This window comes from uncultured Brachybacterium sp., from assembly GCF_947500705.1.
In the GTDB taxonomy this organism is placed as follows: Bacteria; Actinomycetota; Actinomycetes; order Actinomycetales; family Dermabacteraceae; genus Brachybacterium.
Genome location: NZ_CANMSY010000003.1, coordinates 472,172 through 492,829, shown reverse-complemented (window position 1 = coordinate 492,829; position 20,658 = coordinate 472,172). Strand labels below are relative to the sequence as shown.

Here is a 20,658-nt window from a genome sequence, read left to right as displayed (position 1 = left end):
TCGTGGGCCCGCTCGCGTTCCGCCCGGCACGCCGGGTCGAGGGGAACGCGCCCCTGGTGGCGACCCTGCTCCAGATGCTGGCGTTCTGGACGCTGTTCATGGTGGTGCTGCCGATGATCTGGCTGGAGCGGCACAGCGCGCGCGTGCGCTGCTGGGTGCCGCGCCTGCGCTGATCTCCACCTTCCGTCGGCCGCTTGCACCTTTCGGAGGAGGCCGCCCCGTTCATCCCTCCTGATCTAGCTCCGACCTGCATCGATGCCTAGTTTTGAGGCATGCCCATCCCGGGCATCGTCTCGACGAAAGGCATTCCCGTGACCGTCATCGACCGGCCCCCGGCCCCGACCGCCTCTGCGAGCGGACGCGGTGGACTGCTGAGCACCGTCCGCCGTCATCCCCTCCTGACCTTCTTCCTCCTCGCCAACAGCCTGAGCTGGCTGGCCTGGCTGCCGTACATCCTGTCGCTGAACGGGCTGGGCCTGTGGGGCGTCGAGTTCCCGGCGCTGCTCGGCAGCAGCCAGCTGCTGGGCGTGCTGCCCGGCGCGTATCTCGGCCCGATCGGCTCCGCCCTGCTGGTCACCACGATCGTCGACGGCCGCGCGGGCCTGCGGCGCTGGGTCGGACGTCTGCTGCGCTGGAACGTGAACTGGCGCTGGTACGCCATCGCCCTGCTCGCGGTGCCGACCGGTGCGCTCGTGGCGGGGCTCCTCTTCTCCGGTGGCGCGATCCAGGCGCCCTCGATGACCATGCTCGCCGTCTACCTCCCGGTGCTCGTGCTGCAGATGGTCACCACGGGCCTCGCGGAGGAGCCGGGCTGGCGCGACTTCGCCCTCGCACGGATGCAGCACTCGATGGGCCCGCTGCGTTCAGCGCTGGTGCTCGGACCGCTGTGGGGCCTGTGGCACCTGCCGCTGTTCCTCACCGACTGGGGAGGCTGGCCGGAGGCGACCTGGACCCGTCCCGTGGTGTTCGTGATCTTCTGCATGGCCTTCAACGTGGTCATGAGCTGGGTGTTCAACCGCACCGGCCAGTCCCTGCCGTTGTCGATGCTGATGCATGCGGGCCTGAACACCTTCGCCTCCACGCTCGGCGCCGAGATGTTCCCGACCCTGGATGTGGAGTCCTCGCTGCTGTCCATGACCGTTGCCGCGGTGATCGCTGCGATCGCCCTGCTGGTGACCACGCGCGGGCAGCTCGGCTTCCCCGGTCCCGGACCGGCTCCCGCCGTCCGGGATGGCCGCACGGCCGCACTAGGCTCTCGCCCATGACACCCGCTGACGGAGCGCCCAGGGCAGTCGCGATCGCGGCCGCCCTGGGCTGCTGGGTGGTCACGATCGCGCTCCTGCTGGCGATCCCGGCGCTGGTCATCGCCGAGGGCACCGACATGGCAGCCCTCACCCCGCTGGGCTCGGGCCTCTGGTGGGCCACCGCCGCGGTGCTCACCCTCCAGTCCGGGGCGCTGCTGGGCACCCGCGCCGCGCCGCGCACGGTCCTGCTGGTCCTCACCGCGCTGACCCTCGGCCTGGGCGCTCTGGCCCCCGGAGCCGCCTACACCCTGTCGCATCTCCCCGTGGTGGTCGCCGTGTTCCTCGCGGTGCCCCGCCGCACCTGGCCCCAGCTGCGCGGGGTGCTCGCGCTGACGGCCCTCGCGGTCAGCCTCGGCATCGTCCTCAACGGCCTGCGCAGCGGGATCAGCACCTGGCCGGGCGTGCTCGGCGAGGCCCTCGTGCAGGGCACCGGTGTCGTGGGCCTGCCCGCCTTGATCGCCCTCGCGCTGGCCTCCCTCCATGCGACGCGCGAGGCCCAGCGCAAGGAGCTCGCCGCCCTGACCCGTGAGCGTGAGGCGCTCGAGCGTGAACGCGAGGCGCTGGGCCGCGCCGCAGCCTCCGAGGAGCGCGCCGCGATGGCCCGCGAGCTGCACGACATCGCCGCCCATCACCTCTCGGGGATCGCCCTGGTGGCGGCCGCGGCGGACCGTCAGATCGACACCGATCCCGAGGCCGCCCATGTCTCCGTGCGCCAGGTCCGCAGCCAGACCCGCGCGGTGCTGGAGGACATCCGCCGGGTGGTGGGCCTGCTGCGTGGAGGGGAGCGGGCCGAGCGCTCCGTCGAGAATCTCGCGACGATCCCGGCGCTGATCCGGAGCCGCGCCGAGGCCGGCCTGCCGGTGCGACTCGAACCACACGCCCCGGCCGACGGTCGCGAGCCCGGCGAGGGCCTCGGCCCGCTCGCGCAGCTGGTCGCCTATCGGATGGTCCAGGAGTCCCTGACCAACGCCGCTGAGCATGCACCGAGCGCCGAGTGCCTGGTCACCGTCGACGACACCGCGCGGGAACAGCTCGTGATCACGGTGCGCAACGAGGGTCCCACCGCCGATCGCGCGCCCCGCCGCACGGACTCCGGCGGCTTCGGCCTGATCGGCATGCGCGAGCGCACGACCCTGATCGGCGGGCACCTGGAGCACGGACCGACGGCCGACGGCGGCTGGCGCGTGCAGCTGAGCATCCCCCGCGACCTCACCGGTGCCCGGGCAGGGGCAGGGGTACGCGCCGGGGCCGGGGCCGGGGCTGGGGCCATCGACGCTGCAGGCGAAGCCGCCGCCGCAGCGCAGGAGGACCTTCGATGATCCGTGTGCTCCTCGCCGATGACCAGCCGCTGGTCAGAGCCGGTCTCTCCGGCCTGCTCGGCGCGGAGCCCGACCTCGAGGTGGTCGCCGCGGCGAAGGATGGACAGGAGGCAGTGGATCTGGCCCATGCGCTGCGCCCGGACATCGCCTGCCTCGACATCCGCATGCCAGGGCTCGACGGGATCGAGGCCACCCGGGCGCTGACCGCGCTCGAGCCGGCGATCCCGGTGCTCATCCTGACCACCTTCGATCTCGACGACTATGTGTTCGGGGCGCTTGAGGCGGGGGCGGCGGGCTTCCTGCTCAAGGACGCCGATCCCGAGGTGATCATCGCGGCCGTGCACCAGGTCGCCTCGGGCCAGGGCACTCTGGATCAGTCGCTCACCCGGCGGATCCTGGCCGAGTTCGTGCAGCGACGCAGCCTGCAGCCGGTCACCGCGCAGGGTGCCGACGGCCTGCTCACCGCGCGCGAGCTGGAGATCCTGGGCCTGCTCGCCCGGGGCATGTCCAATGAGGAGATCGCGCGGGAGCTGGTCGTGGAGATCTCCACCGTGAAGTCCCACCTGGCTCGGATGCTTCCCAAGCTCGGGGTGCGCTCCCGCCTGCAGGCCGTGGTGTGGGCGTACCAGAACCGGATCGTGCAGGTTCCTGAGGTTTTCTGACCCGGAGGGAACCGCGTCCCCGCCGCGGGCCAGCGGCGGGGCCGGCTGCGTTCCTCCCCATGCCCTGTCTGTCCACAGTCTCACCGGCGGCACGTCGCAGCGAGTCGCGCGTGTCTACGGTCGCACCATGACGCCCCGATGGTCTCCGAACCCGCACAGCCTTCTGAGCAGACAGACGCTCCTCGCGGAGGGCGTCCATCCGCGCCGTCTCGCTTCGTCGGAGTTCACCGAGGTCATCCCTGGCTTCTGCACTCCGACCGAGGCGCGGGCCGGCCTCCACCTGATCGCCAGGGTGCTGCAGCGCGAGGCGGGCCCCGGCACGGTCATCAGCCACGTCACCGCCGCCGAGCTGCTCGTACTGCCGCTCCCGTTCGCGCAACGCTACGAAGTGCTCAAGACGCTCCATTGCACCGTTCCCCCGTCGCTTCGGCGGAGGCTGGGCCCGCGCGTCACGGTGCACGCCAGAGAACCTGCACCGACCCGACGCTGGCGAGGTCTGACGATGAGCGCCCCGGTCAGGCTGCTGAGCGACCTCGCCGGTGTGCTCACACCGCTCGAGCTGGTCCAGGTGTGCGACACGCTCGTCGGACCTCGGGCGGAGCGCCCTCGTGTCTCCCTGCGCGAGCTGCAGATTCTCGTGGATCGCGCCTCTGGGACCCCCGGGATCAAGAAGGTCCGGCAGGCCGTCACCCAGGCACGAGAGCTGGTGGACTCGCCGAAGGAGACGGAGCTGCGTCTCCTTCTGCTGCGAGAGGGTTTCCGAGAGCCCCAGGTCAATGTGTGGGTGCGTGCGCCGAGGACCGCCGAGAACTTCCGCCTCGACCTGTGCTACCCCTGGCTGAAGATCGCCATCGAGTACGACGGAGACTGGCATCGCACTGACAGAGCACGGTTCCGGAAGGATCGCCGCAAGGACGACGTGCTGCACGAGCTGGGGTGGCGGGTCGTGCGCGCCACCGAGGACGACCTGACCTCGCCCAGCGCCTTCCTCGGCCGGCTCCATCACCTGGGTAATCCCCAGCTCCGCCGGCCCTAACCCCCTGCCTCCCCTTCGCCCGCCATCCCCATCGCCTCATCTCCCCGTCCCCCGTCCCCCCGCACCCCGTCCCCCGCACCCCGCCGCGCCACAGACCCGCCCCGCCATTGCGCGCTGAGCTTCCAAAGATGGAAGCTCAGCGCACAATCGCGTCACGGGATCGCCGACCCGGAGCTGTGCGTGTGGACGGCTCAAGCCGGGAACGCCGCGATGACACACACCTCTCGATGACGGACGAAAGACGCCATTGCGCACCTGGCTTCCACAAACGGAAGTGGGGTGCGCAATGGCGTCAGGATCGTCCGGGTCCGGTCGGGATCGGCCGCGGCCGGGTGCCGTCAGGGGCGCGGCAGGCGCTTCTCCTCGGCGACGACCGCGGCGACCAGGGGGTCGCCGGCGGGCACATCGATCAGGGCCAGCAGGGCGGTGACCCGCTCGGTCGCGTCCTCGATCGCTGCAGCGGTCGCGATCTCGGCAGCCTTCGGATCCTGGACCTCATGGCCGCCGCGCACGCGGTCGGTGACCCAGGCGGTCCAGGCGGCGACCGCAGCGACCTCGCCGGGGGCCTTGTCCGGGCCGCCGCGCTCGGCGATCACGGGCAGGGCGCGCACGGGCAGCTTCACGGAGCCGTCCGCCGCGATGCGGATCAGATTGTCCGCGAGGCGCGGGTTGCGGAAGCGCTCCTCGAGGGCGGAGGTGTAGGCGTCGAGCTCGTGATCCGGTAGCGGCAGGGTCGAACGGGCCTCGGCCCACAGCTGCTCGACCAGCGCCCGCACCTCGCGGTGGCCGATGGCCTCGTCCACGCGCGTGACCCCCGCGACCTGACCGGCATAGGCCATCAGGGTGTGGGCACCGTTGAGCAGGCGCAGCTTGCGCAGCTCGTGCACACCGATGTCGTCGGTGAACTGCACGCCGGCCTTCTCCCACTCGGGGCGACGGCCGCGGAAGCGGTCCTCGATGACCCACTCGGTGAAGGGCTCGGTGACCACCGGGACGCTGTCGGCGAGGCCGGTCTGGGCGCGCACGGTCTCGGAGGCGTTGTCGTCCGCGGACGGGGTGATCCGGTCGACCATCGAGGAGATGACGTCGACGTGGTCCGGGAACCAGGCCTTGGTCTCCTCGTCGAGCTCGGCGAGCACCGCCTGGCCCAGCACCTCGCCGTTGCCGGTGAGGTTGTCGCAGGAGACCAGGGCGATGGGCTCGGTGACCCCGGCCTCGCGGCGGGCCTTCAGGCCGAGCGCGATGCGGGCGGGGGCGGAGGTGGCGGGGTCGCTGCCTGCCGCGTAGCCCTTCTCGGTGATGGTCAGGGTGACCACCGCGGTGAAGGGGTCGGCGAGCAGGCGCACCAGGGCGTCGACGTCGGAGGCGGGGAACACCTCGTCGATGACGTCGACGATGCTCACCTCGTCCTGCTCCGGGCCGCGCACGATCAGGCCGTACCTGCCGCCCTGGGCGTTGAGCGCATCAGCCATCGTGGCCGAGCGGCCGGTGAAGGCCACCACGGACCAGCCACCGGCCACGTCGGTGCTGTGCAGGGTGTGGGAGCGGGCGAAGTTGCCGATGCCGAGGTGGACCAGACGGCCCACGTCCGAGGGGCTGGGAGTGCTCATCAGTTCTTCTCTCCTGCAGCGCCGAGGCGGAAGACCTCGCGCGGCTGCTGATCGGGCAGGGTGGCCACGAGCTCCTGAGCGTCCTCGAGACGCATCCGGTGCTCGGCGACCAGCCCTGCGAGGTGCGATGCATCGATGCGGCGGGACATGTCATGCCGTGCCGGGATCGAGCAGAACGCGCGGGTGTCGTCGATGAAGCCGCTGGTCCGCGTGTAGCCGAGGGTCTCGGAGACGGAGCGGCGGTAGCGGAGGATCGCGTCGGGCGAGTCGATGAACCACCACGGCGCACCGGCGAACACGGAGGGGTACACGCCGGCCAGCGGGGCGATCTCGCGGGAGAGCACCGTCTCGTCGATCGTGAACAGCACGACGCGGAAGTTCGGGTGATGGCCCACATCGTTGAGCATCGGGCGGATGTGGTGGACGTAGTCCACCGCGACCGGGATGTCGAAGCCGACGTCCGCACCGAACTTCTCGAACATCGCATCGCTGTGATTGCGGAGCACGGCCGGGTGGATCGTCATGACCAGTCCGTCCTCGGCGGCCAGGCGGGCCTGGTCGCTGAGCAGGTGGCGGCGCAGGGCCACGGCGTCGTCGGCGCCGATGTCGCCGGCGCGGGCGGCGGTGTAGAGGCGGCGGGCGTCCTCCTCGCCGAGGCGGGCGGTGCCCGGGTCGATGTGGGCGTGGTCGGAGGAGACCGCGCCGTGGTCGCGGAAGTAGAGGCGGCGGGCGCGCATTGCCTCGTGGTAGCCGTCGTAGGTGGCGACGTCGACCCCGGCGGCCTCGCCGAGGGCATCGGTGAGCGCGGGGAAATCGGGACGGCCGGCCTCGAGGTACTTGTCCGGGCGGAAGGTGGGGATGACCCGGCCGGCGAAGTCCTCGTCCGCAGCGAGTGCGGCGTGGGGGGCGAGGTCGTCGATGGGGTCGTCGGTGGTCGCCAGGACCGTGATCTTGAACTGCTCGAACAGGGCGCGGGGACGGAACTCCGGGCGGGTGAGCTTCTCGGCGATCTCGTCGTACATCGCCTCGGCGGTGCGCGGGTTCAGCACCGTCTCGAGGCCGAACACCTCGTAGAAGACGTGCTCCATCCAGTAGCGCGAGGGCGTGCCGGCGTAGGCGTGCCAGTGCTCGGCCAGCAGGCTCCAGGCCTTGCGGGAGGCGGCCTCGTCCAGCGGGCCCTGGCCCACACCGAGGTCCGCGAGGTCCACGCCGCGGGCGTGCATCAGGCGATTGACGTAGTGGTCCGGGGTGATGAACAGCGAGGTCGGGTCGCGCCACGGCTCGTTGTCCAGGAGCATCTGGGGGTCGACGTGCCCGTGGGGCGAGACGATCGGCTGGTCCTTCGCGAGCTCGTAGAGCCCGCGCGCGATCTCACGCACAGCGGGGTCGGCGGGGAAGAGTCTGTCAGGGTGGGGCACATAGGCGTCGTTGCTCATGTGGTCATCCTCGCAAGGCGTCGCAAGTCCTGCTGGACGTTGTCATCGGTTGCCGCTGGTCGCAGGAACCCCAGCTGCCCTATTCGCGGGGCCCGGTGGTGCCGCGCGGCACCAGCCGCACCGGCAGGGAGCCCTCGACCGGGGTGCGGTGGGCCGAGGGGTTCTCGATCCGGCGCACCAGGCGCTCGACGGCAGCCCGGCCCTGCGCCCGCTTGGGGCTGACCACGGTCGTGAGGCCGCCGCCGACCAGTCGCGAGAGCTGGATGTCGTCATGGCCCATCACCGACAGCTGCCCGGGCACCCGGATCCCGGCGCGCAGCGCGGAGACCAGGAATCCGAAGGCGACCAGGTCGTTGTAGCAGATGACCGCGTGGGGAAGGGAGTCGCGCAGCTCCTCGAAGGCCTGCTCCCCGCCCGTGGTGGTGGGGGCGAAGGGGCCGTGGCGCTGCACCTGCAGCCCGTGCTGACGGGCGGCGACGCGAGCGGTCCGCCAGCGCTCCCCGTCGGACCAGGAGTTCACGGGGCCGGCCACATAGGTGACGGTGCGGGCCCCGTTCTCGGCGAGGTGGGTCATGGCCTGGCCCATCCCGTGCTCGTAGTCCGGGGTGACCGAGTCGAGGCCGGCGACGCGGCGGTTCAGCACCACCACGGGGATGCGCTTGGTGAGGTGGTTGAGGGTGGCGTCGGAGAGGCGGGTGCCGGCGAGCACGATCCCGTCGACCACGTTCACGGCGCTCTCGAGGCTGGTGCGTTCGCGCGCCTCGTCCTCCACGGTGTCGAGCAGGAGCAGCAGGAACTCCTGCTCATGGGCGGCTTCCTGCATGCCGGAGACGAGCTCTGCGAAGTAGGGGTTGGTGAGGTCGGGGACCTCGATGCCGAGGCGGTGGTGGCGGTGGCCGCGCTCCTGCGCGGCGGGGGCGCTGGTGCGATAGCCGAGCTCTTTGGCAGCGGTCATCACGGTGGCGTGGGTGGCGGCGCTGACCCTGCCTGGCCTGGAGAAAGCACGGGAGACCGTGGACGGGGCGACGCCTGCGGTTTTCGCGACGTCGTAGATCGTCACACGCTTGTCCGCCACCTGGCCGGCTCCGTCCTCGCCTGCTCGGCGTTGCCCATCTGCTGCGGTGCATCCCGACCCCGACCGTGCTCCGGACGAGGCGTCTGGGCCTGCTCTCTGACGGATGATCCTACCCCGACCAGGGGCAACCCGCGGCAACCCGACGGTGGGCGGGACGGCCCCGAGACCGGGTTCTGCCTGCCTCCGCGCGGACCGCTCACTCTCGCATGCCGTAGGCCTGGTCAAGGGTGGTCGTCACGAGATGCCGCTTCTGCTCGACACGGACCGAGGTGGCGGCATCGGCGGAGAAGAGCTCGGGCACCGCGAGCGGGCCGGAGAGATCGGCGTCGTAGGGGTTGACCATGAGCCCCTGGGAGGTGTCGAGCACCACCAGAGTGCCCTCCTCGGGACGCTGGGCGTAGGCGAGCCGCTCCCCCGCGGTGAGGAGCACCAGCTCCTCGGGGTCCTCGTGGCGCCATCTCTCCTGGCCATCCTGGTCCAGGCCCCGCACGGTGTGCCCGCCTACGACCACGGTGACGTCCAGGCCGTGGTCGTAGGCGGCGGCGGTGACCCCCTCGGCCACCTTCCGGCCCTCGTCGAGATCGAGCAGGATCCCCGGCTGCTCGCCGTCGCCGAGCACCGCGAGGCCGGTGGTGGTCCCGATCCCACCCAGGATCCGGGCGGCCGACGCCTCGAGGCCCTCCGGGAGGGGCGTGCGCCAGAGCTCGGCGAGCGCCGTGCCCTGGCGTGCCACCAGCTCACGGCCCTCGGTGAGCAGCACCGTGCCGAGGTGCTCGGCCAGCAGATGCCCGCTCTCGACGTCCTCCTCGCTCCGCAGCACCTCCCCGGTCCCGGCGGACAGCACCACGCGCCGCCCCGCGGACGAGGTGAAGAGCAGCCCGGGCCCGTGCAGCGGCCCCGGCACCTCGCGCGGGCCCCACAGGCGTTCAGCGGTGTACAGGTCGTAGCCGGTCGCGGTGGGTCCGCTCTCCTGGTCCGGGGCCGGCTCGGTGAGCACGGCGACGTCGCGCCCCTCGGCCGTGCGGGAAAGGGCGAAGTCGGCATGACCATGGGGGCGCTGCGCGGTCCACAGGGCGGTGCCGTCCTCGTCGACGGCGGTGAAGCGGAGAGCCTCGCCGCTGTCGTCGAGGCCCAGGAAGATCCCGTCCAGCTCCTGGGGCGCGGTGTTCCACCCGGGATCGACCACGATCATCACGTCCATCTCGAGGGTGAGTCGGAGCGTGGTGGGATCCACCGTCTCGGCGGGCCGGTGGAGCGTACGGGGGGTGGGGTCGACCCGGAGCCTCGGGGAGGGCGGCGGCGCGCTGGTGGGCTCAGGCGCCTTCACCTCGCAGGCGGCGAGGGCACCCACCGGGAGGCCGAGCAGAAGGGTGCGGCGTCTCATCGGCGTCGCTCCGTCCGCCACCACAGGGCCAGCGCGAGGGCGCCGGCGAGCAGGATCAGAGCGATCTGCACCCCGGTGCCGTTGAGCACGCCGAGGGTCTCCTGCCAGCGCGCCAGGATGCCGGTGGGGACCGGTGAAGGCATGGTGACCAGTCCGTTCGTGGCCCAGAACAGGATTCCGACGGTGATGATCAGCGCTCCGGTGAGCACGGTGGTGGTGTGGAGGCGGCGGCCGACGACCGTGAACTCGCGTCCCCTCAGCAGAGCCCGGGATCGGGCGCCGAGCCGCCGCCAGAGCGCGGCGAGCAGCATCAGCGGCACCACCATCCCCGCACCGTAGACGGCCAGCAGCACGGCAGAGAGGATCACGGTCCCCTGCCCCACCGCGAGGGTGAGCACCGCGCCGAGAATCGGCCCGGCGCAGAATCCTGCGACTCCGCCGACGGCGCCGAGCAGCAGTGTGCGGGGCAGTCCGCTGCCACGGGCGGAGGCTTGCTGCGCGCGGTGGACCCCTGGCAGGAGACGTCCCAGGTCAAGACCGATGCCGAGACCGTGCAGCACGCCGAGCACGATCAGCAGCAGCGAGGTCACCACGATCAGGGTGCCGCGGTGGGCCACGAACAGGGTCCCGACCATGCCGGCGCCGACGCCGAGGGGGACGAGCGTGAGCACGAGACCGAGGAAGAACACCGCACCGTGCAGCAGCAGACCGGCGCGGGTGGTGACGGAGGAGGCGAAGTAGCCGGGCAGCAGCAGCGCTCCGCAGGGGCTGAGCAGGGCGAGGGAGCCGCCGAGGAACGCCGCGAGAACGGAGATCTCCATGTCAGGGGCCCGCCTTCTCGAGGGCCTCGTCGACGGCGGTCACGAAGTACGCAGTGGGCTGGGCTCCCACGCTCGGGGTGCCGCCGATGACGAACGACGGGGTGGTGACGGCACCCAGCTCGATGCCCTGAGCGGCGTGCTCGGTGATGGTGCGAGCGACCTGCTCGGAGCGCAGATCGGTGGTGAACTGCTCGGTGTCCAGGCCCAGCTCCTCGGCGAGCGCGATCAGAGCCTGCTCGTCGAGCTGGGCGGAGGAGCGTATCTCGCCGCCGTCGAACAGGGCCTGCTGGTACTCGGTGTGGCGTCCCTGCATCGCCGCAGCGAGGGCGGCGCGGGCCGCCCGCTCGGAGTCCTCGCCGTAGACGTTCACGTCCCGCCATTCGATGCGGAGCTCCCCTCGCTCCACGTATTCGCGCAGGGCAGGGAGGGTGTCGTGGCTCCAGCGGGCGCAGTAGGGGCACTGGTAGTCGGTGAAGACGACCATCACCACGAGCGCATCCACCGGCCCCTCGGCCAGCAGATCGCCCGCCTCTCGGGATTCCGCGGTCGTGAGGTCGGGCAGCGCCACCTCGGAGGGGTGCGGGAGGGTCGGCGCCGCCTCGACGTCAGCCGACGGGGCCGACGGGTCGGTGGCGACCTCATCCTGGCCATCCCCCGGCGGGAGCCAGAGCACCGCGGCGATCAGCAGCGCGGTCACGGCGACGATCGCGACCGGCACCACAGGGCGCCGGTGCGTCGCATGCGGCCGTCCTCCGCCGGGGTCGGGCATCGTCGTCTCGTCCATCCCGCGCCTCCCCCTGCCCTGCCTCTCCCCTGTGGAGCCCGCCTCGCTGATCACTGTGCCAGAACGGCCGGACCGATGGCGCTCAGCCCGCGCCGCCGAGCTCGACCAGCAGCAGCCAGGCGATCATGCCTCACCGCCCAGCAGCTCAGCGGCGAGGGCGTGGAGGGACGCTGCCTCCGTGGCAGTGGTCGCGAGTCCGAGGATCTCGCCGTCACTCCCCCGCGCCCGGGGCCCAGCGGGCGATCTGGGCGGCGAGGTGCCCGGCGCCGTAGCCGTTGTCGATGTTGACCACGCCGATGCCGGGCGCGCAGGCCGAGAGCATCGTGAGCGCGGCGGTGACCCCGCCGCAGGCGACCCCGTAGCCGACAGAGGTGGGCAGGGCGACCACGGGCGCGCCGATCTGCCCGGCGACCACGGTGGGCAGCGCCCCGTCCATGCCCGCGGCGACGACCACGCAGGCCGCCTCGCGCAGCTCCGGCAGGCGGGACTGCAGGCGGTGCAGGCCCGCGATGCCGATGTCGGCGATGAGCTGCGTGGGGCGGCCGAGGTAGCGGGCGGTCAGCTCCGCTTCGCGAGCGACCGGCAGGTCGCTGGTGCCCGCGCAGGCGACGATGACCAGGCCTCCCGTCGGTTCCGGAGCCGCGGCGGGCCAGGCCAGCAGTCGTGCCTCGGCGTCGTGGAAAGCCCCGGGCAGTGCGGCGAGGATCGCTTCGGCGCGCGCGGCATCGGCGCGGGTGAAGAGCACCGGTCCGAGCCCCTCATGGCCCTCGGCGTCCAGCCGCGCGTACTCCGCCGCGATCGCGGCGACCTGCGGGATGCTCTTGGCGTCGCACAGCACCGCCTCCGGGGCACCGCGGCGCCGGGCACGGTCGAGGTCGAGGTGGAGGAAGCCGTCGATCTTCCCGTCGGCCCCGTTCTTCCCGTCGGCCGCCGCCGGGTCGCGCGGACCCGCCGGAGCCTCAGCCACGCCCGCCCTTGCCCACGATCTGGAGCGAGAACAGGCCTGAGCGGATGCCGTCGAGATCGATCGTGACGTGCTGGAAGCCAGTCTCCTTGCCGGCGGCCACGAGGGCCGCGCGGATGCCCGGCTCCATGGCGCGCGCGAGCTCACCGGTGGGCAGCTCGATGCGGCCGACGGCGCCGTGGTGGCGCACCCGGCAGTCGCTGAAGCCCTGCTCGTAGACGGCATCCTCGAGGTCGTCGATCTGGCGCAGCTTCTCGGGGGTGACCTCCTGCCCGAAGGGGATCCGGGAGGCGAGGCAGGGCGCGGCGGGCTTGTCCGCGACCGGCAGCGAGAAGCCGCGCGCAACGTCCCTGACCTGCTGCTTCGTCATGCCGACGGTGGACAGCGGGCGCAGCACCTGGTGGCGGGTGGCGGCGCCGGCGCCGGGGCGGTCGTGGCGGGTGGCGTCATCGGCGTTCTCGCCGTAGGCGACGGCGTCCAGCTGCTGCGCGCCGACGACGTTATCGCCGATGCGGGTGAACAGCTCGTTCTTGCAGTGGAAGCAGCGGGTGCCGTCGTTCTTCTGGTACTCGGGGTTCTCGCCCTCGTGGGTGTGGACCTCGACCACCTGGGCCCCGATCACAGAAGCGACCTGGTGGGCGAGGCGTCGCTCGCGGCGGGCGAGAGAGGGGGAGACGCCGAGCAGCGCGACGACGTTCTCGGCCCCGAGCGCCCGGACCGCGAGCGCGAGCAGGGTCGCGGAGTCCACGCCCCCGGAATAGGCGACGCCGAGCCGGCCCACGCCCTCGAGCTCGACCGAGACCGCGTCGGCGAGGGCGAGCGCCTCACCGGTGAGGCCGTCCGGGGTCATGGCGGTGACCTCGAAGCCGGGGTGGCCGGGGGAGAACAGCGAGCGGGGGGCCTTCGGTGCGGTCTCGTGGGGGCTGCGCTGGTGGGTGGTGGTCACTTGCCCTGCCCTGCGGCGCCGTCGCGCTCGGAGGCGAGGCGGAAGAGCACCTCGCCGGCGTGGTCGATCACGAGGGTGTCGGGATCGTTCCGCAGCGCCCCGATGTCCAGGGAGGCGGGGTCCATGTGCAGGACGTTGTACTCCTCGCACTCCTCCTGGGAGATCGAGGTGGCGAAGTAGCGGTTCACGCGCTGCTTCTCCTCGCCCGTGGCGGGGTCGTAGGTGCCCAGCCCCGTGACGTGCGTGGAGTGCGCGAGCTCGCCCCAGGGGTGGTCCTTGAACCGGTCCCACTGCTTGGTGAAGTACTCGATGTTGTGATAGCCGATATCGCGGATCCCGGGGTGCATCGCGGCGACCTCGGTGATGTGCGGGGCATAGATGATCACGTCGCCGCCGTCGGCGCAGACGGGCTCGGACTTGTAGAAGCCCTTGGCACCGGTCCACATGTCGTCGTACATCTCCGGGACCAGCGCGACGATCCGCTTGTAGGGCTTCTCGACGTAGGTGATGTGGGTCTGTGCGGAGATCTTCGCCATCGCGGCCCAGGCGGCCTGCGGGTCGCCGAAGGCGATCGCGTTGAGGTCCTGGCCGCCGGAGAGGACGTCCATGGTGAAGGCGAGCTTCTCGGCCTGGATGAGGTCGCTCGCGGCATCGATCAGCTGGCGCACCGGGGTGATGCCGAGGGTGCCGATGATGCGGCTGGCGGTGATGAGCGCCCCGACCCAGTGGGAGATGTCGATGACGTCATGCACCGAGCAGCCGGGGAAGAAGTACTTGTTGCCGCCGGAGAAGCCGACCACCTCGTGCGGGAAGACGGGGCCGACGATGAGGTTGACGTCCGACTCGACGACCAGCTTGTTGATCTGCACGCGCATGGGGATGTCGGCGAGCAGGCCGCCGGTGAGCTCGGCGATCTGCTCGGCGGAGATCTCACCGAGGTCGGCGATCTGGGTGGGGTCGTCCCAGGCGTGGTTGACGACGGTCCACTCCGGGTAGGTGGCAGCGGCGCCGCGCTCGGTGGCGCCGAGCAGGGTGTCGATCGCCGCCTCGCTCATCGCCGCATGGGTGCCCAGCGCGATCAGCACGGTGACGGAGCTGGCGCGGCCGGCGAGCGCATCATGGATCGCGGGCAGCACCTTGGGCAGGGGGACGGAGCGGGTGCCGTCCGGGATGATGAGGCAGACGCTCCTGCCTTCGAGATCCTGGCCGGCGAGCTGCTCGGCGACGAAGCCAGTGATCTGTTCGTCGGTGAGGACTCCATCGGGGCCGCCGAGCAGGGCGGCGCGTTCTGCGAGCCCCAGGGGGATCGGGTGGATCGTGGGCTGCGTCGTCGCATTCGGCTCGCTCATGGCTCCATGATGCGCCGTCGGGCCTGACCAGGACAAGGACGGCCCGACTGTTGCCACCACCGGGAGATCACCGCGCGTCGGCCCGGCGCTCCTCAGTCCGGCGCTCTGCGAGCAAAGCCACGTTCTCCTGGACCCGCCGCCTGGACAGCGGGTACCACAGGGCGAGGATCAGGCCCGCGAGGCCCATCAGCAGGGCCGGGACGAGGGTGGAGAGGGCATAGATCCCGTCCAGCACGGCTGCGCTCTGCCCAGCACCTCCCCCGGAGGTCGATGCGTAGCCGATCCAGCCGAGCGCCCACCCGGAGAGCGCCTGGCCGAGCTTCCGGGCCCACGAGTACATGCCGTAGACGGTGCCGTCGTTCCGCTCCCCGGTGCGGACCTCGTGGAAGTCGATCACGTCGGTGACGACGGCCCAGACCAGGGACTCGAAGCCCGCGACCCCGAGCATGAAGACCGCATATCCGACCATGAAGAGGTACGGGCTGTCGGTGCCGAGGAGGAACAGGGTGAGGCCGGCGGCGGTGGCCACCGCGATACCGGGGACCCCGAGCTCCCGCTTGCCGAACCGGCCGGCCAACGCCGTGGCGAAGGGGATGAACAGCAGGATCGGCGCGACGCCGACGATGTTGACCAGCGACAGCAGCTGACCGTTGCCGAAGTACTCGGTGAACAGGTACGGCAGCATCACCGCGAGCATCATCGTCCCGGTGAGCATGACCACCGATCCGGCGATCATCCCGGTCAATGCCCGGTTCGCGACGAGAGCTCCCAGGAGCCTCCCAACATCAGGACGCTCGAGGCGGCAGCCGGGACCATGAACCGCAGCAGCCAGGGCTTGAACCGGCCCGACCTGCCGGGTCTGGCCACGTCGATCAATCGCCCGGCCGCGAAGTCCGAGAACGCCCCGAGGATGCGGGCGCCGAACAGCAGCGTGCCCACGTGCGCCGCCTGGATCCCCATCACATTGGTGTAGAAGATCAGGAAGAACGCGGTCTGCAGGTAGAACGTCAGGTTGTTGGCGACGTCGCCGGAGAGGTAGCCGACCTTGTCGCGCCAGCCGAAGGCCCGGATCCGCTGCACCGGGCGCGATTCACCAGCAGGTGACCCAGCGGTGCTCATCCGTCGTGCTCCTCTGACCGTTCGCCAGGGCACCGTCGCGATGCTCGCACGGCCGACCTTACGGCACCGTGCGTCGAGGCCTCATCGAGTCTCAGCGCCGAGCACCGCCTCCAGCAGCCCCGGGAACCGCTCGGCCAGCTCCTCGTCGCGGAGGCAGTTGAGGATGGCGGTGCCGCGGTAGCGCTGCGAGATGATGCCCGCCTCGCGCAGCACTCGGAAGTGGTGAGTGGAGGTCGACTTGGTGACCGGAAGATCGAAGGCGATGCATGCCTGGTCGTCATGCCCGCCGGCGAGCTGGGTGACGATTCGGCGGCGGATCGGGTCCGCCAGCGCAGAGAGCACCTGGTCCAAGGCGATGTCCTGGACGTCGGGGTGGGAAAGTGTGCGCATCGTCGCCTCCTGGCCTCGCGGGACGCCCCCCAAGAGTACTATCGTTCTCGTAGTACGGCATTCTTCGTACTTACCCTCGATCTCTCCGGAGGCTTCTCCCGTGACGACCCTTTTCACCCCGCTCCAGCTCCGCGGCCTCGAGATCCCGAACCGGGCCTGGATGTCGCCCATGTGCACCTACAGCGCCGACGCCTCCCCCGCGACCGCGGGCCGCCCCACCGACTTCCACCTCGCCCACTACTCAGCCCGTGCCGCCGGCGGTGCCGGGCTCGTCATGGTCGAAGCCACCGGCGTCGCCGCCGAGGGACGGATCTCCCCCTTCGACCTCGGGCTGTGGGAGGACGCGCAGGTCCCGGACTTCACCCGCATCGCCTCCGCGATCCGTGCCCAGGGCGCAGTGGCCGGTGTCCAGCTGGCGCATGCAGGGCGCAAGGCCTCGACCGGCCGCCCCTGGGAGGGCGGCGACTGGCTCGGCGCCGACGAGTACGGCTGGATGCCCTACGGTGCGAGCCCCGTCGCCTTCCCCGGCGGCCCCGTCCCCCACGAGATGAGCCGGGAGGACCTCACCGCCGTCGTCGCCTCGTTCGCCGATGCCGCCCGCCGCGCCCTCGAGGCCGGCTTCCAGGTCGCCGAGATCCATGCCGCCCACGGCTACCTGCTGCACTCCTTCCTCTCGCCCCTGACCAACCACCGCACCGATGAGTACGGCGGCGACCTCACCGGTCGCGCCCGCCTGGTGCTCGAGGTCATCGATGCGGTCCGCGCCGTGTGGCCGCAGGACCTGCCGGTGCTGATGCGCATCTCCACCACCGACTGGATCGAGGAGAATCCCGAGGACGCCCGGGAGAGCTGGACCTACGAGCAGTCCGCTCAGCTGACCGCCTGGGCCGGCGAGCACGGCGTGGACCTGGTCGACGCCTCCTCGGGTGGGAACGACATCGTGCCCATCCCCCATGACGTCGACTACCAGACGCGCTATGCGGCGAAGCTCCACCGCGACACCACCCTCGCCGTCGCCGCCGTCGGCCGCGTGAAGGAGGCGGCACAGGCCGAGGAGCTGCTCCGCTCCGGCCAGGCCGACGCCGTGTTCGTGGGCCGCGAGATGCTGCGGGACCCCTCCTGGGCCAACCACGCCTCCCGTGAGCTCGGCGCGACTCCGCGCTTCCTCGAGCAGTACGCCTACGCGCTGTGACGCCGAGCCCGACATGAGCTTCGCGACGATCACGGCCTGCGCCGATGACAACCTGCCCGGCACCTCTGAGATGGTCGAGCTCTACGACGCGGTGGGTTGGAGCGCGTACACCCAGGACCCCGAGTCGCTGATGGCCGGCCTGCGCGGCTCGCTGCGGGTCGTCACCGCCCGGGCCGAGGGTCGGCTCGTCGGCCTGGCGCGGATCGTCGGTGACGGCGCGACCATCCCCGGGCGCACCTTCGTGCGGTTCTCGTGGAGGACGCGGTAGGTCGCGAGGAGCTCGGTGGTCGTCCCGGTGCGCACCTGGCCGGGGCCCACGCCGTTCACGGCGATGACGGCGCCCGCCGCCCGCCGGGGTGAGGAGTGAGAGTGGCCGCACGCACCTCCCCTCCAGACCCTCACAGCCGTACCGTGTCAGAAGCACAAGAAGTGTCTCCCTCCCCAGCCCCGGAGCATTCCTCACGATGAGCACGACCACGCAGCCCGCCCCCTCCCCCGCCGCGACCCGGCGCCGACCGGGTCTGAAGGCGCGCCACATCCACTTCATCGCGCTCGGCTCCGCGATCGGGACCGGCCTGTTCTACGGCTCGGCCGGCGCGATCCAGGCGGCCGGGCCCTCGGTGCTGCTGGTCTATCTGCTCGGCGGCGCGGTCGTGTACTTCATGCTGCGCGCGCTCGGCGAGATGGCGGTGCGGATGCCGATCTCCGGCTCCTTCGCCGAGTACACCCGCCGCTTCCTGGGCCCCTGGGCCGGGTACATCACCGGCTGGATGTTCGCCTTCGAGATGCTCATCGTGTGTCTCGCCGATCTCACCGCGATTGCGATCTACATGCGGTTCTGGTTCCCGGACACCGCGCAGTGGATCTGGGTGGCGCTCACGCTGCTGATCGTGGGCGCCGCGAACCTCGCCAGCGTGCGCTGGTTCGGCGAGCTCGAGTTCGTGTTCACGCTCATCAAGGTCACCGCCGTGATCGGGATGATCGTGGGCGGCGCGGCGATCCTGGTGTTCGGCCTGGGCTCGGCGGGCGGCGGGAACCCGCTCGAGAACCTCACGGCCGACGGCGGCTTCTTCCCGCATGGCGCGGGCGGCATGATCAGCGCCTTCATCCTGGTGCTCTTCGCCTTCGGCGGCACCGAGATCATCGGTGTGGCCGGCACCGAGGCGGAAGATCCCGGCACCGCGATCCCGAAGGCGGTGAACACCGTGCCCGTGCGGATCCTGCTGTTCTACGTGCTCGCGATCGGGGTGATCCTGCTGATCAACCCCTGGCGCACGATCACCGGCGAGGAATCGCCCTTCGTGCAGATCTTCGACACCCTCGGTGTGAACTGGGCGGCGGCGCTGCTGAACCTCGTGGTGATCACCGCGGCGCTCTCGGCGATCAACGCGGACCTGTTCGGCGCCGGCCGGGTGGTGGCCGGGATGGCCCGGCAGAAGCTCGCCCCCCTGGCGCTCTCCCGCACCGTCCGGGGCGTCCCCGTGGTCACCACGGTCGCGATGCTCGGGGTGCTGCTCGTCGGCGTGATCCTCAACGCCGCACTGCCCGAGGCGGTGTTCACGATCGTGGCCTCGCTCGCGACCTTCGCGACGATCTTCGTGTGGCTGATGATCCTGCTCGCGCAGGTCGCCTCACGCCGCGGCATGTCTCGCAGCGAACGCGACGCAATCCAGTTCCCGGTGCCGCTGTGGCCCTTCGGCCAGATCTTCGCGATCGCGTTCATCGCCTTCACCTTCGGCATCATGGTCTGGCAGAGCGACTACCACACGGCCCTGCTGGTGGGCCTGGGCTTCCTCGCCGTGATGTCGCTGCTGTACGTGCTGACCGGGCGCCATCGGATGGGTCAGGACTGACCCCGCCCCAAGGGTGCTCAGGTCTCCGCCGACGGGATCCACGCGGCCGACCACTCGCTGACCGGTTCTCTCTTCCGGCTCTCTGTCCAGCGCCGTCCCGGCGTCGTAGATCGACCTTCCGAGGCAGTTCTCTCGTCCTGCTCTGCGGCACCCTCGGTCGCGTCGCCGCTCAGGGCAGGCGGTTCGCCTTCGCAAGATTCTCGCGCAGCTCGGCGGCCGTCTGCCGGACCACGTAGGCGGGACGGTCGCGCTCCACCCGCCAGGATTCCCGCAGCGGGCTCACGGCGACCGCGTCGAAGCCGAGCTCGTCGTAGAACGCCTCCACGAACTCCGCCGCATCGGGGTGGTCGCTCGAGAGGGCGAGCGCGCGCCGCCCGGGGGCGCCCGCGGGGGCGGTGTCCGTCGTGATGTCCGCAGACCGGATGTGGTTGAACGCCTTGACGACCTTCGAGGTGGGCAGGTGCTCCTGCAGCATCTGCGAGGTGGTGGTCTCGCCCTGGTCCAGGGCGTCGATGTGCCCGTCGCGCTCGAAGTAGTAGTTGTTCGTGTCCAGCACGATCTTGCCGGCGAGCGGTTCGACCGGGATCTTGTCGAGGGCGTGCAGCGGCACCGTCACCACCACGACGTCACCGGCCGCGCCGGCCTCCTCCGCCGTCGCGGCGCGGGCCTTCGGACCGAGTTCCGCCACGAGGTCGGAGAGCGTCTCCGGTCCCCGCGAATTGGCGATGACCACGTCGTATCCCGCCGTCAGGGCGGCCCGTGCGATCTGGCTGCCGATGTGTCCTGCGCCGATGATTCCCAGAGTTGTCATGCCCGGGGCAACGTCACCGGAGCCGTCCTGATTCCCGATGACTCGCCCTGGATGGCGGCCGACGGGCCAGCCGCCCCTCCCGGCTCGAGGATCAGCTGCAGGAACGCCAGGTCCAGCCAGTCACCGAACTTGGTGCCCACCTCGCGGAGCAGGCCGGTCTGCTCGAAGCCCAGTCGCTCGTGCAGGCGCACCGACCCCTCGTTGCTCGCATCGACCCCCGCGATCATCACGTGGATGCCCTGCGCCCGCGCCCGGTCGACGAGGGCGCCGAGCAGGGCGGTGCCGGTGCCGCGGCCCTGCAGGCCCTCGCGCACGTAGACGGAGTGCTCGACCGTGTGGCGGTAGCCGTCGTGCGGGCGCCAGGGGCCGTAGGTGGCGTATCCCAGCACGTCGTCGGCCCCCTCGCCCGTTCCTCCATCGGCCCGGTCGACCGCGACCAGCACGGGGAATCCGTGATCGTGACGGTCCGCGATCCAGGCCCGACGGTCGCAGGCATCCACCGTTCTCTCGTTCCAGATGGCGGTGGTGTGCTGCACCGCGTGGTTGTAGATCACGGTGATGCCCGGGGCGTGCGCCGCGGTCGCGTCGAGGATCTGCATGTGC

Annotated in this window: 22 protein-coding genes; 8 read left to right on the top strand and 14 right to left on the bottom strand. The window is 71.2% G+C overall.

Translation table 11 applies throughout. The annotated features are described in order from the left end of the window. Window positions 1-2 precede the first annotated feature (2 nt). The 5 genes from Q0937_RS08340 (at window position 3) to Q0937_RS08320 (ending at window position 4,321) form a co-directional block, all read left to right on the top strand. Window positions 3-173 carry a hypothetical protein gene (locus Q0937_RS08340; RefSeq protein WP_299302203.1) on the top strand — a complete coding sequence of 57 codons (171 nt, stop codon included), beginning with the start codon at window positions 3-5 and terminating at the stop codon, window positions 171-173. A gap of 99 nt (window positions 174-272) precedes the next feature. Beyond that, a complete protein-coding gene (locus tag Q0937_RS08335) occupies window positions 273-1,265 on the top strand; it encodes a CPBP family intramembrane glutamic endopeptidase (protein WP_299302200.1) in 993 nt (330 codons plus the stop codon). Beyond that, window positions 1,262-2,623 carry a sensor histidine kinase gene (locus tag Q0937_RS08330; protein WP_299302197.1) on the top strand — a complete coding sequence of 454 codons (1,362 nt, stop codon included), beginning with the start codon at window positions 1,262-1,264 and terminating at the stop codon, window positions 2,621-2,623. Before Q0937_RS08335 ends, Q0937_RS08330 begins: the two co-directional genes overlap by 4 nt. Further along, window positions 2,620-3,285: a response regulator transcription factor gene (locus Q0937_RS08325; protein WP_299302193.1), complete on the top strand. Its 666-nt coding sequence runs from the start codon at window positions 2,620-2,622 to the stop codon at window positions 3,283-3,285. The genes Q0937_RS08330 and Q0937_RS08325 overlap by 4 nt, the downstream gene beginning before the upstream one ends. A 502-nt stretch (window positions 3,286-3,787) precedes the next feature. Next, on the top strand, window positions 3,788-4,321 hold the full coding sequence (locus Q0937_RS08320) for a DUF559 domain-containing protein (RefSeq protein ID WP_299302190.1): 534 nt from the start codon (window positions 3,788-3,790) through the stop codon (window positions 4,319-4,321). Between the two features lie 338 nt (window positions 4,322-4,659). On the opposite strand, the gene Q0937_RS08315 is transcribed toward Q0937_RS08320, so the two are convergent. From Q0937_RS08315 to Q0937_RS08260, 12 genes are all read right to left on the bottom strand, one after another. Next, window positions 4,660-5,931 (bottom strand): mannitol dehydrogenase family protein, encoded by a 1,272-nt coding sequence (locus tag Q0937_RS08315; RefSeq protein WP_299302188.1) that lies wholly within the window; start codon window positions 5,929-5,931, stop codon window positions 4,660-4,662. Beyond that, window positions 5,931-7,367 carry a glucuronate isomerase gene (uxaC, locus tag Q0937_RS08310; protein WP_299302185.1) on the bottom strand — a complete coding sequence of 479 codons (1,437 nt, stop codon included), beginning with the start codon at window positions 7,365-7,367 and terminating at the stop codon, window positions 5,931-5,933. Before uxaC ends, Q0937_RS08315 begins: the two co-directional genes overlap by 1 nt. Before the next feature lie 79 nt (window positions 7,368-7,446). Then, entirely contained in the window at window positions 7,447-8,442 is a 996-nt protein-coding gene (locus Q0937_RS08305) for a LacI family DNA-binding transcriptional regulator (protein WP_299302182.1), read from the bottom strand. A 196-nt stretch (window positions 8,443-8,638) separates the two neighbouring features. After that, a complete protein-coding gene (locus Q0937_RS08300) occupies window positions 8,639-9,826 on the bottom strand; it encodes a hypothetical protein (RefSeq protein WP_299302180.1) in 1,188 nt (395 codons plus the stop codon). After that, window positions 9,823-10,647, bottom strand: coding sequence for a cytochrome c biogenesis CcdA family protein (locus Q0937_RS08295; RefSeq protein WP_299302177.1), 825 nt, complete (start codon window positions 10,645-10,647; stop codon window positions 9,823-9,825). Before Q0937_RS08295 ends, Q0937_RS08300 begins: the two co-directional genes overlap by 4 nt. A 1-nt stretch (window position 10,648) precedes the next feature. Continuing rightward, window positions 10,649-11,431 (bottom strand): thioredoxin domain-containing protein, encoded by a 783-nt coding sequence (locus Q0937_RS08290; protein WP_299302174.1) that lies wholly within the window; start codon window positions 11,429-11,431, stop codon window positions 10,649-10,651. 211 nt (window positions 11,432-11,642) lie between these two features. Further along, window positions 11,643-12,398 carry a nickel pincer cofactor biosynthesis protein LarB gene (gene larB / locus Q0937_RS08285; RefSeq protein ID WP_299302171.1) on the bottom strand — a complete coding sequence of 252 codons (756 nt, stop codon included), beginning with the start codon at window positions 12,396-12,398 and terminating at the stop codon, window positions 11,643-11,645. Further along, the gene (larE, locus tag Q0937_RS08280; protein WP_299302168.1) at window positions 12,391-13,341 is read right to left on the bottom strand and encodes an ATP-dependent sacrificial sulfur transferase LarE; all 951 of its coding nucleotides are present in this window, start codon (window positions 13,339-13,341) and stop codon (window positions 12,391-12,393) included. Before larE ends, larB begins: the two co-directional genes overlap by 8 nt. Beyond that, a complete protein-coding gene (locus Q0937_RS08275) occupies window positions 13,338-14,690 on the bottom strand; it encodes a lactate racemase domain-containing protein (RefSeq protein WP_299302166.1) in 1,353 nt (450 codons plus the stop codon). Before Q0937_RS08275 ends, larE begins: the two co-directional genes overlap by 4 nt. A gap of 67 nt (window positions 14,691-14,757) precedes the next feature. Further along, the gene (locus tag Q0937_RS08270) at window positions 14,758-15,426 is read right to left on the bottom strand and encodes an MFS transporter (protein WP_299302165.1); all 669 of its coding nucleotides are present in this window, start codon (window positions 15,424-15,426) and stop codon (window positions 14,758-14,760) included. A gap of 5 nt (window positions 15,427-15,431) precedes the next feature. Continuing rightward, on the bottom strand, window positions 15,432-15,809 hold the full coding sequence (locus Q0937_RS08265) for an MFS transporter (protein ID WP_299302163.1): 378 nt from the start codon (window positions 15,807-15,809) through the stop codon (window positions 15,432-15,434). A gap of 81 nt (window positions 15,810-15,890) precedes the next feature. Beyond that, entirely contained in the window at window positions 15,891-16,199 is a 309-nt protein-coding gene (locus tag Q0937_RS08260) for a helix-turn-helix transcriptional regulator (protein ID WP_299302162.1), read from the bottom strand. Window positions 16,200-16,299: 100 nt separating this feature from the next. Here Q0937_RS08260 and Q0937_RS08255 point away from each other — a divergent pair, with 100 nt between their 5' ends. The 3 genes from Q0937_RS08255 to Q0937_RS08245 all read left to right on the top strand — a co-directional run bounded on the left by Q0937_RS08255 (window position 16,300) and on the right by Q0937_RS08245 (window position 19,244). After that, window positions 16,300-17,391: an NADH:flavin oxidoreductase/NADH oxidase gene (locus tag Q0937_RS08255; protein ID WP_299302160.1), complete on the top strand. Its 1,092-nt coding sequence runs from the start codon at window positions 16,300-16,302 to the stop codon at window positions 17,389-17,391. Window positions 17,392-17,404: 13 nt separating this feature from the next. After that, entirely contained in the window at window positions 17,405-17,659 is a 255-nt protein-coding gene (locus tag Q0937_RS18005; RefSeq protein WP_363323214.1) for a hypothetical protein, read from the top strand. Window positions 17,660-17,855: 196 nt separating this feature from the next. Continuing rightward, entirely contained in the window at window positions 17,856-19,244 is a 1,389-nt protein-coding gene (locus tag Q0937_RS08245; RefSeq protein ID WP_299302158.1) for an amino acid permease, read from the top strand. 169 nt (window positions 19,245-19,413) lie between these two features. On the opposite strand, the gene Q0937_RS08240 is transcribed toward Q0937_RS08245, so the two are convergent. Together Q0937_RS08240 and Q0937_RS08235 are read right to left on the bottom strand one after the other, a co-directional pair. Next, window positions 19,414-20,055, bottom strand: a complete 642-nt coding sequence (locus tag Q0937_RS08240; RefSeq protein ID WP_299302156.1) for an NADPH-dependent F420 reductase — start codon at window positions 20,053-20,055, stop codon at window positions 19,414-19,416. Next, window positions 20,052-20,654, bottom strand: coding sequence for a GNAT family N-acetyltransferase (locus Q0937_RS08235; RefSeq protein WP_299302154.1), 603 nt, complete (start codon window positions 20,652-20,654; stop codon window positions 20,052-20,054). Before Q0937_RS08235 ends, Q0937_RS08240 begins: the two co-directional genes overlap by 4 nt. Between the last annotated feature and the right edge of the window lie 4 nt (window positions 20,655-20,658).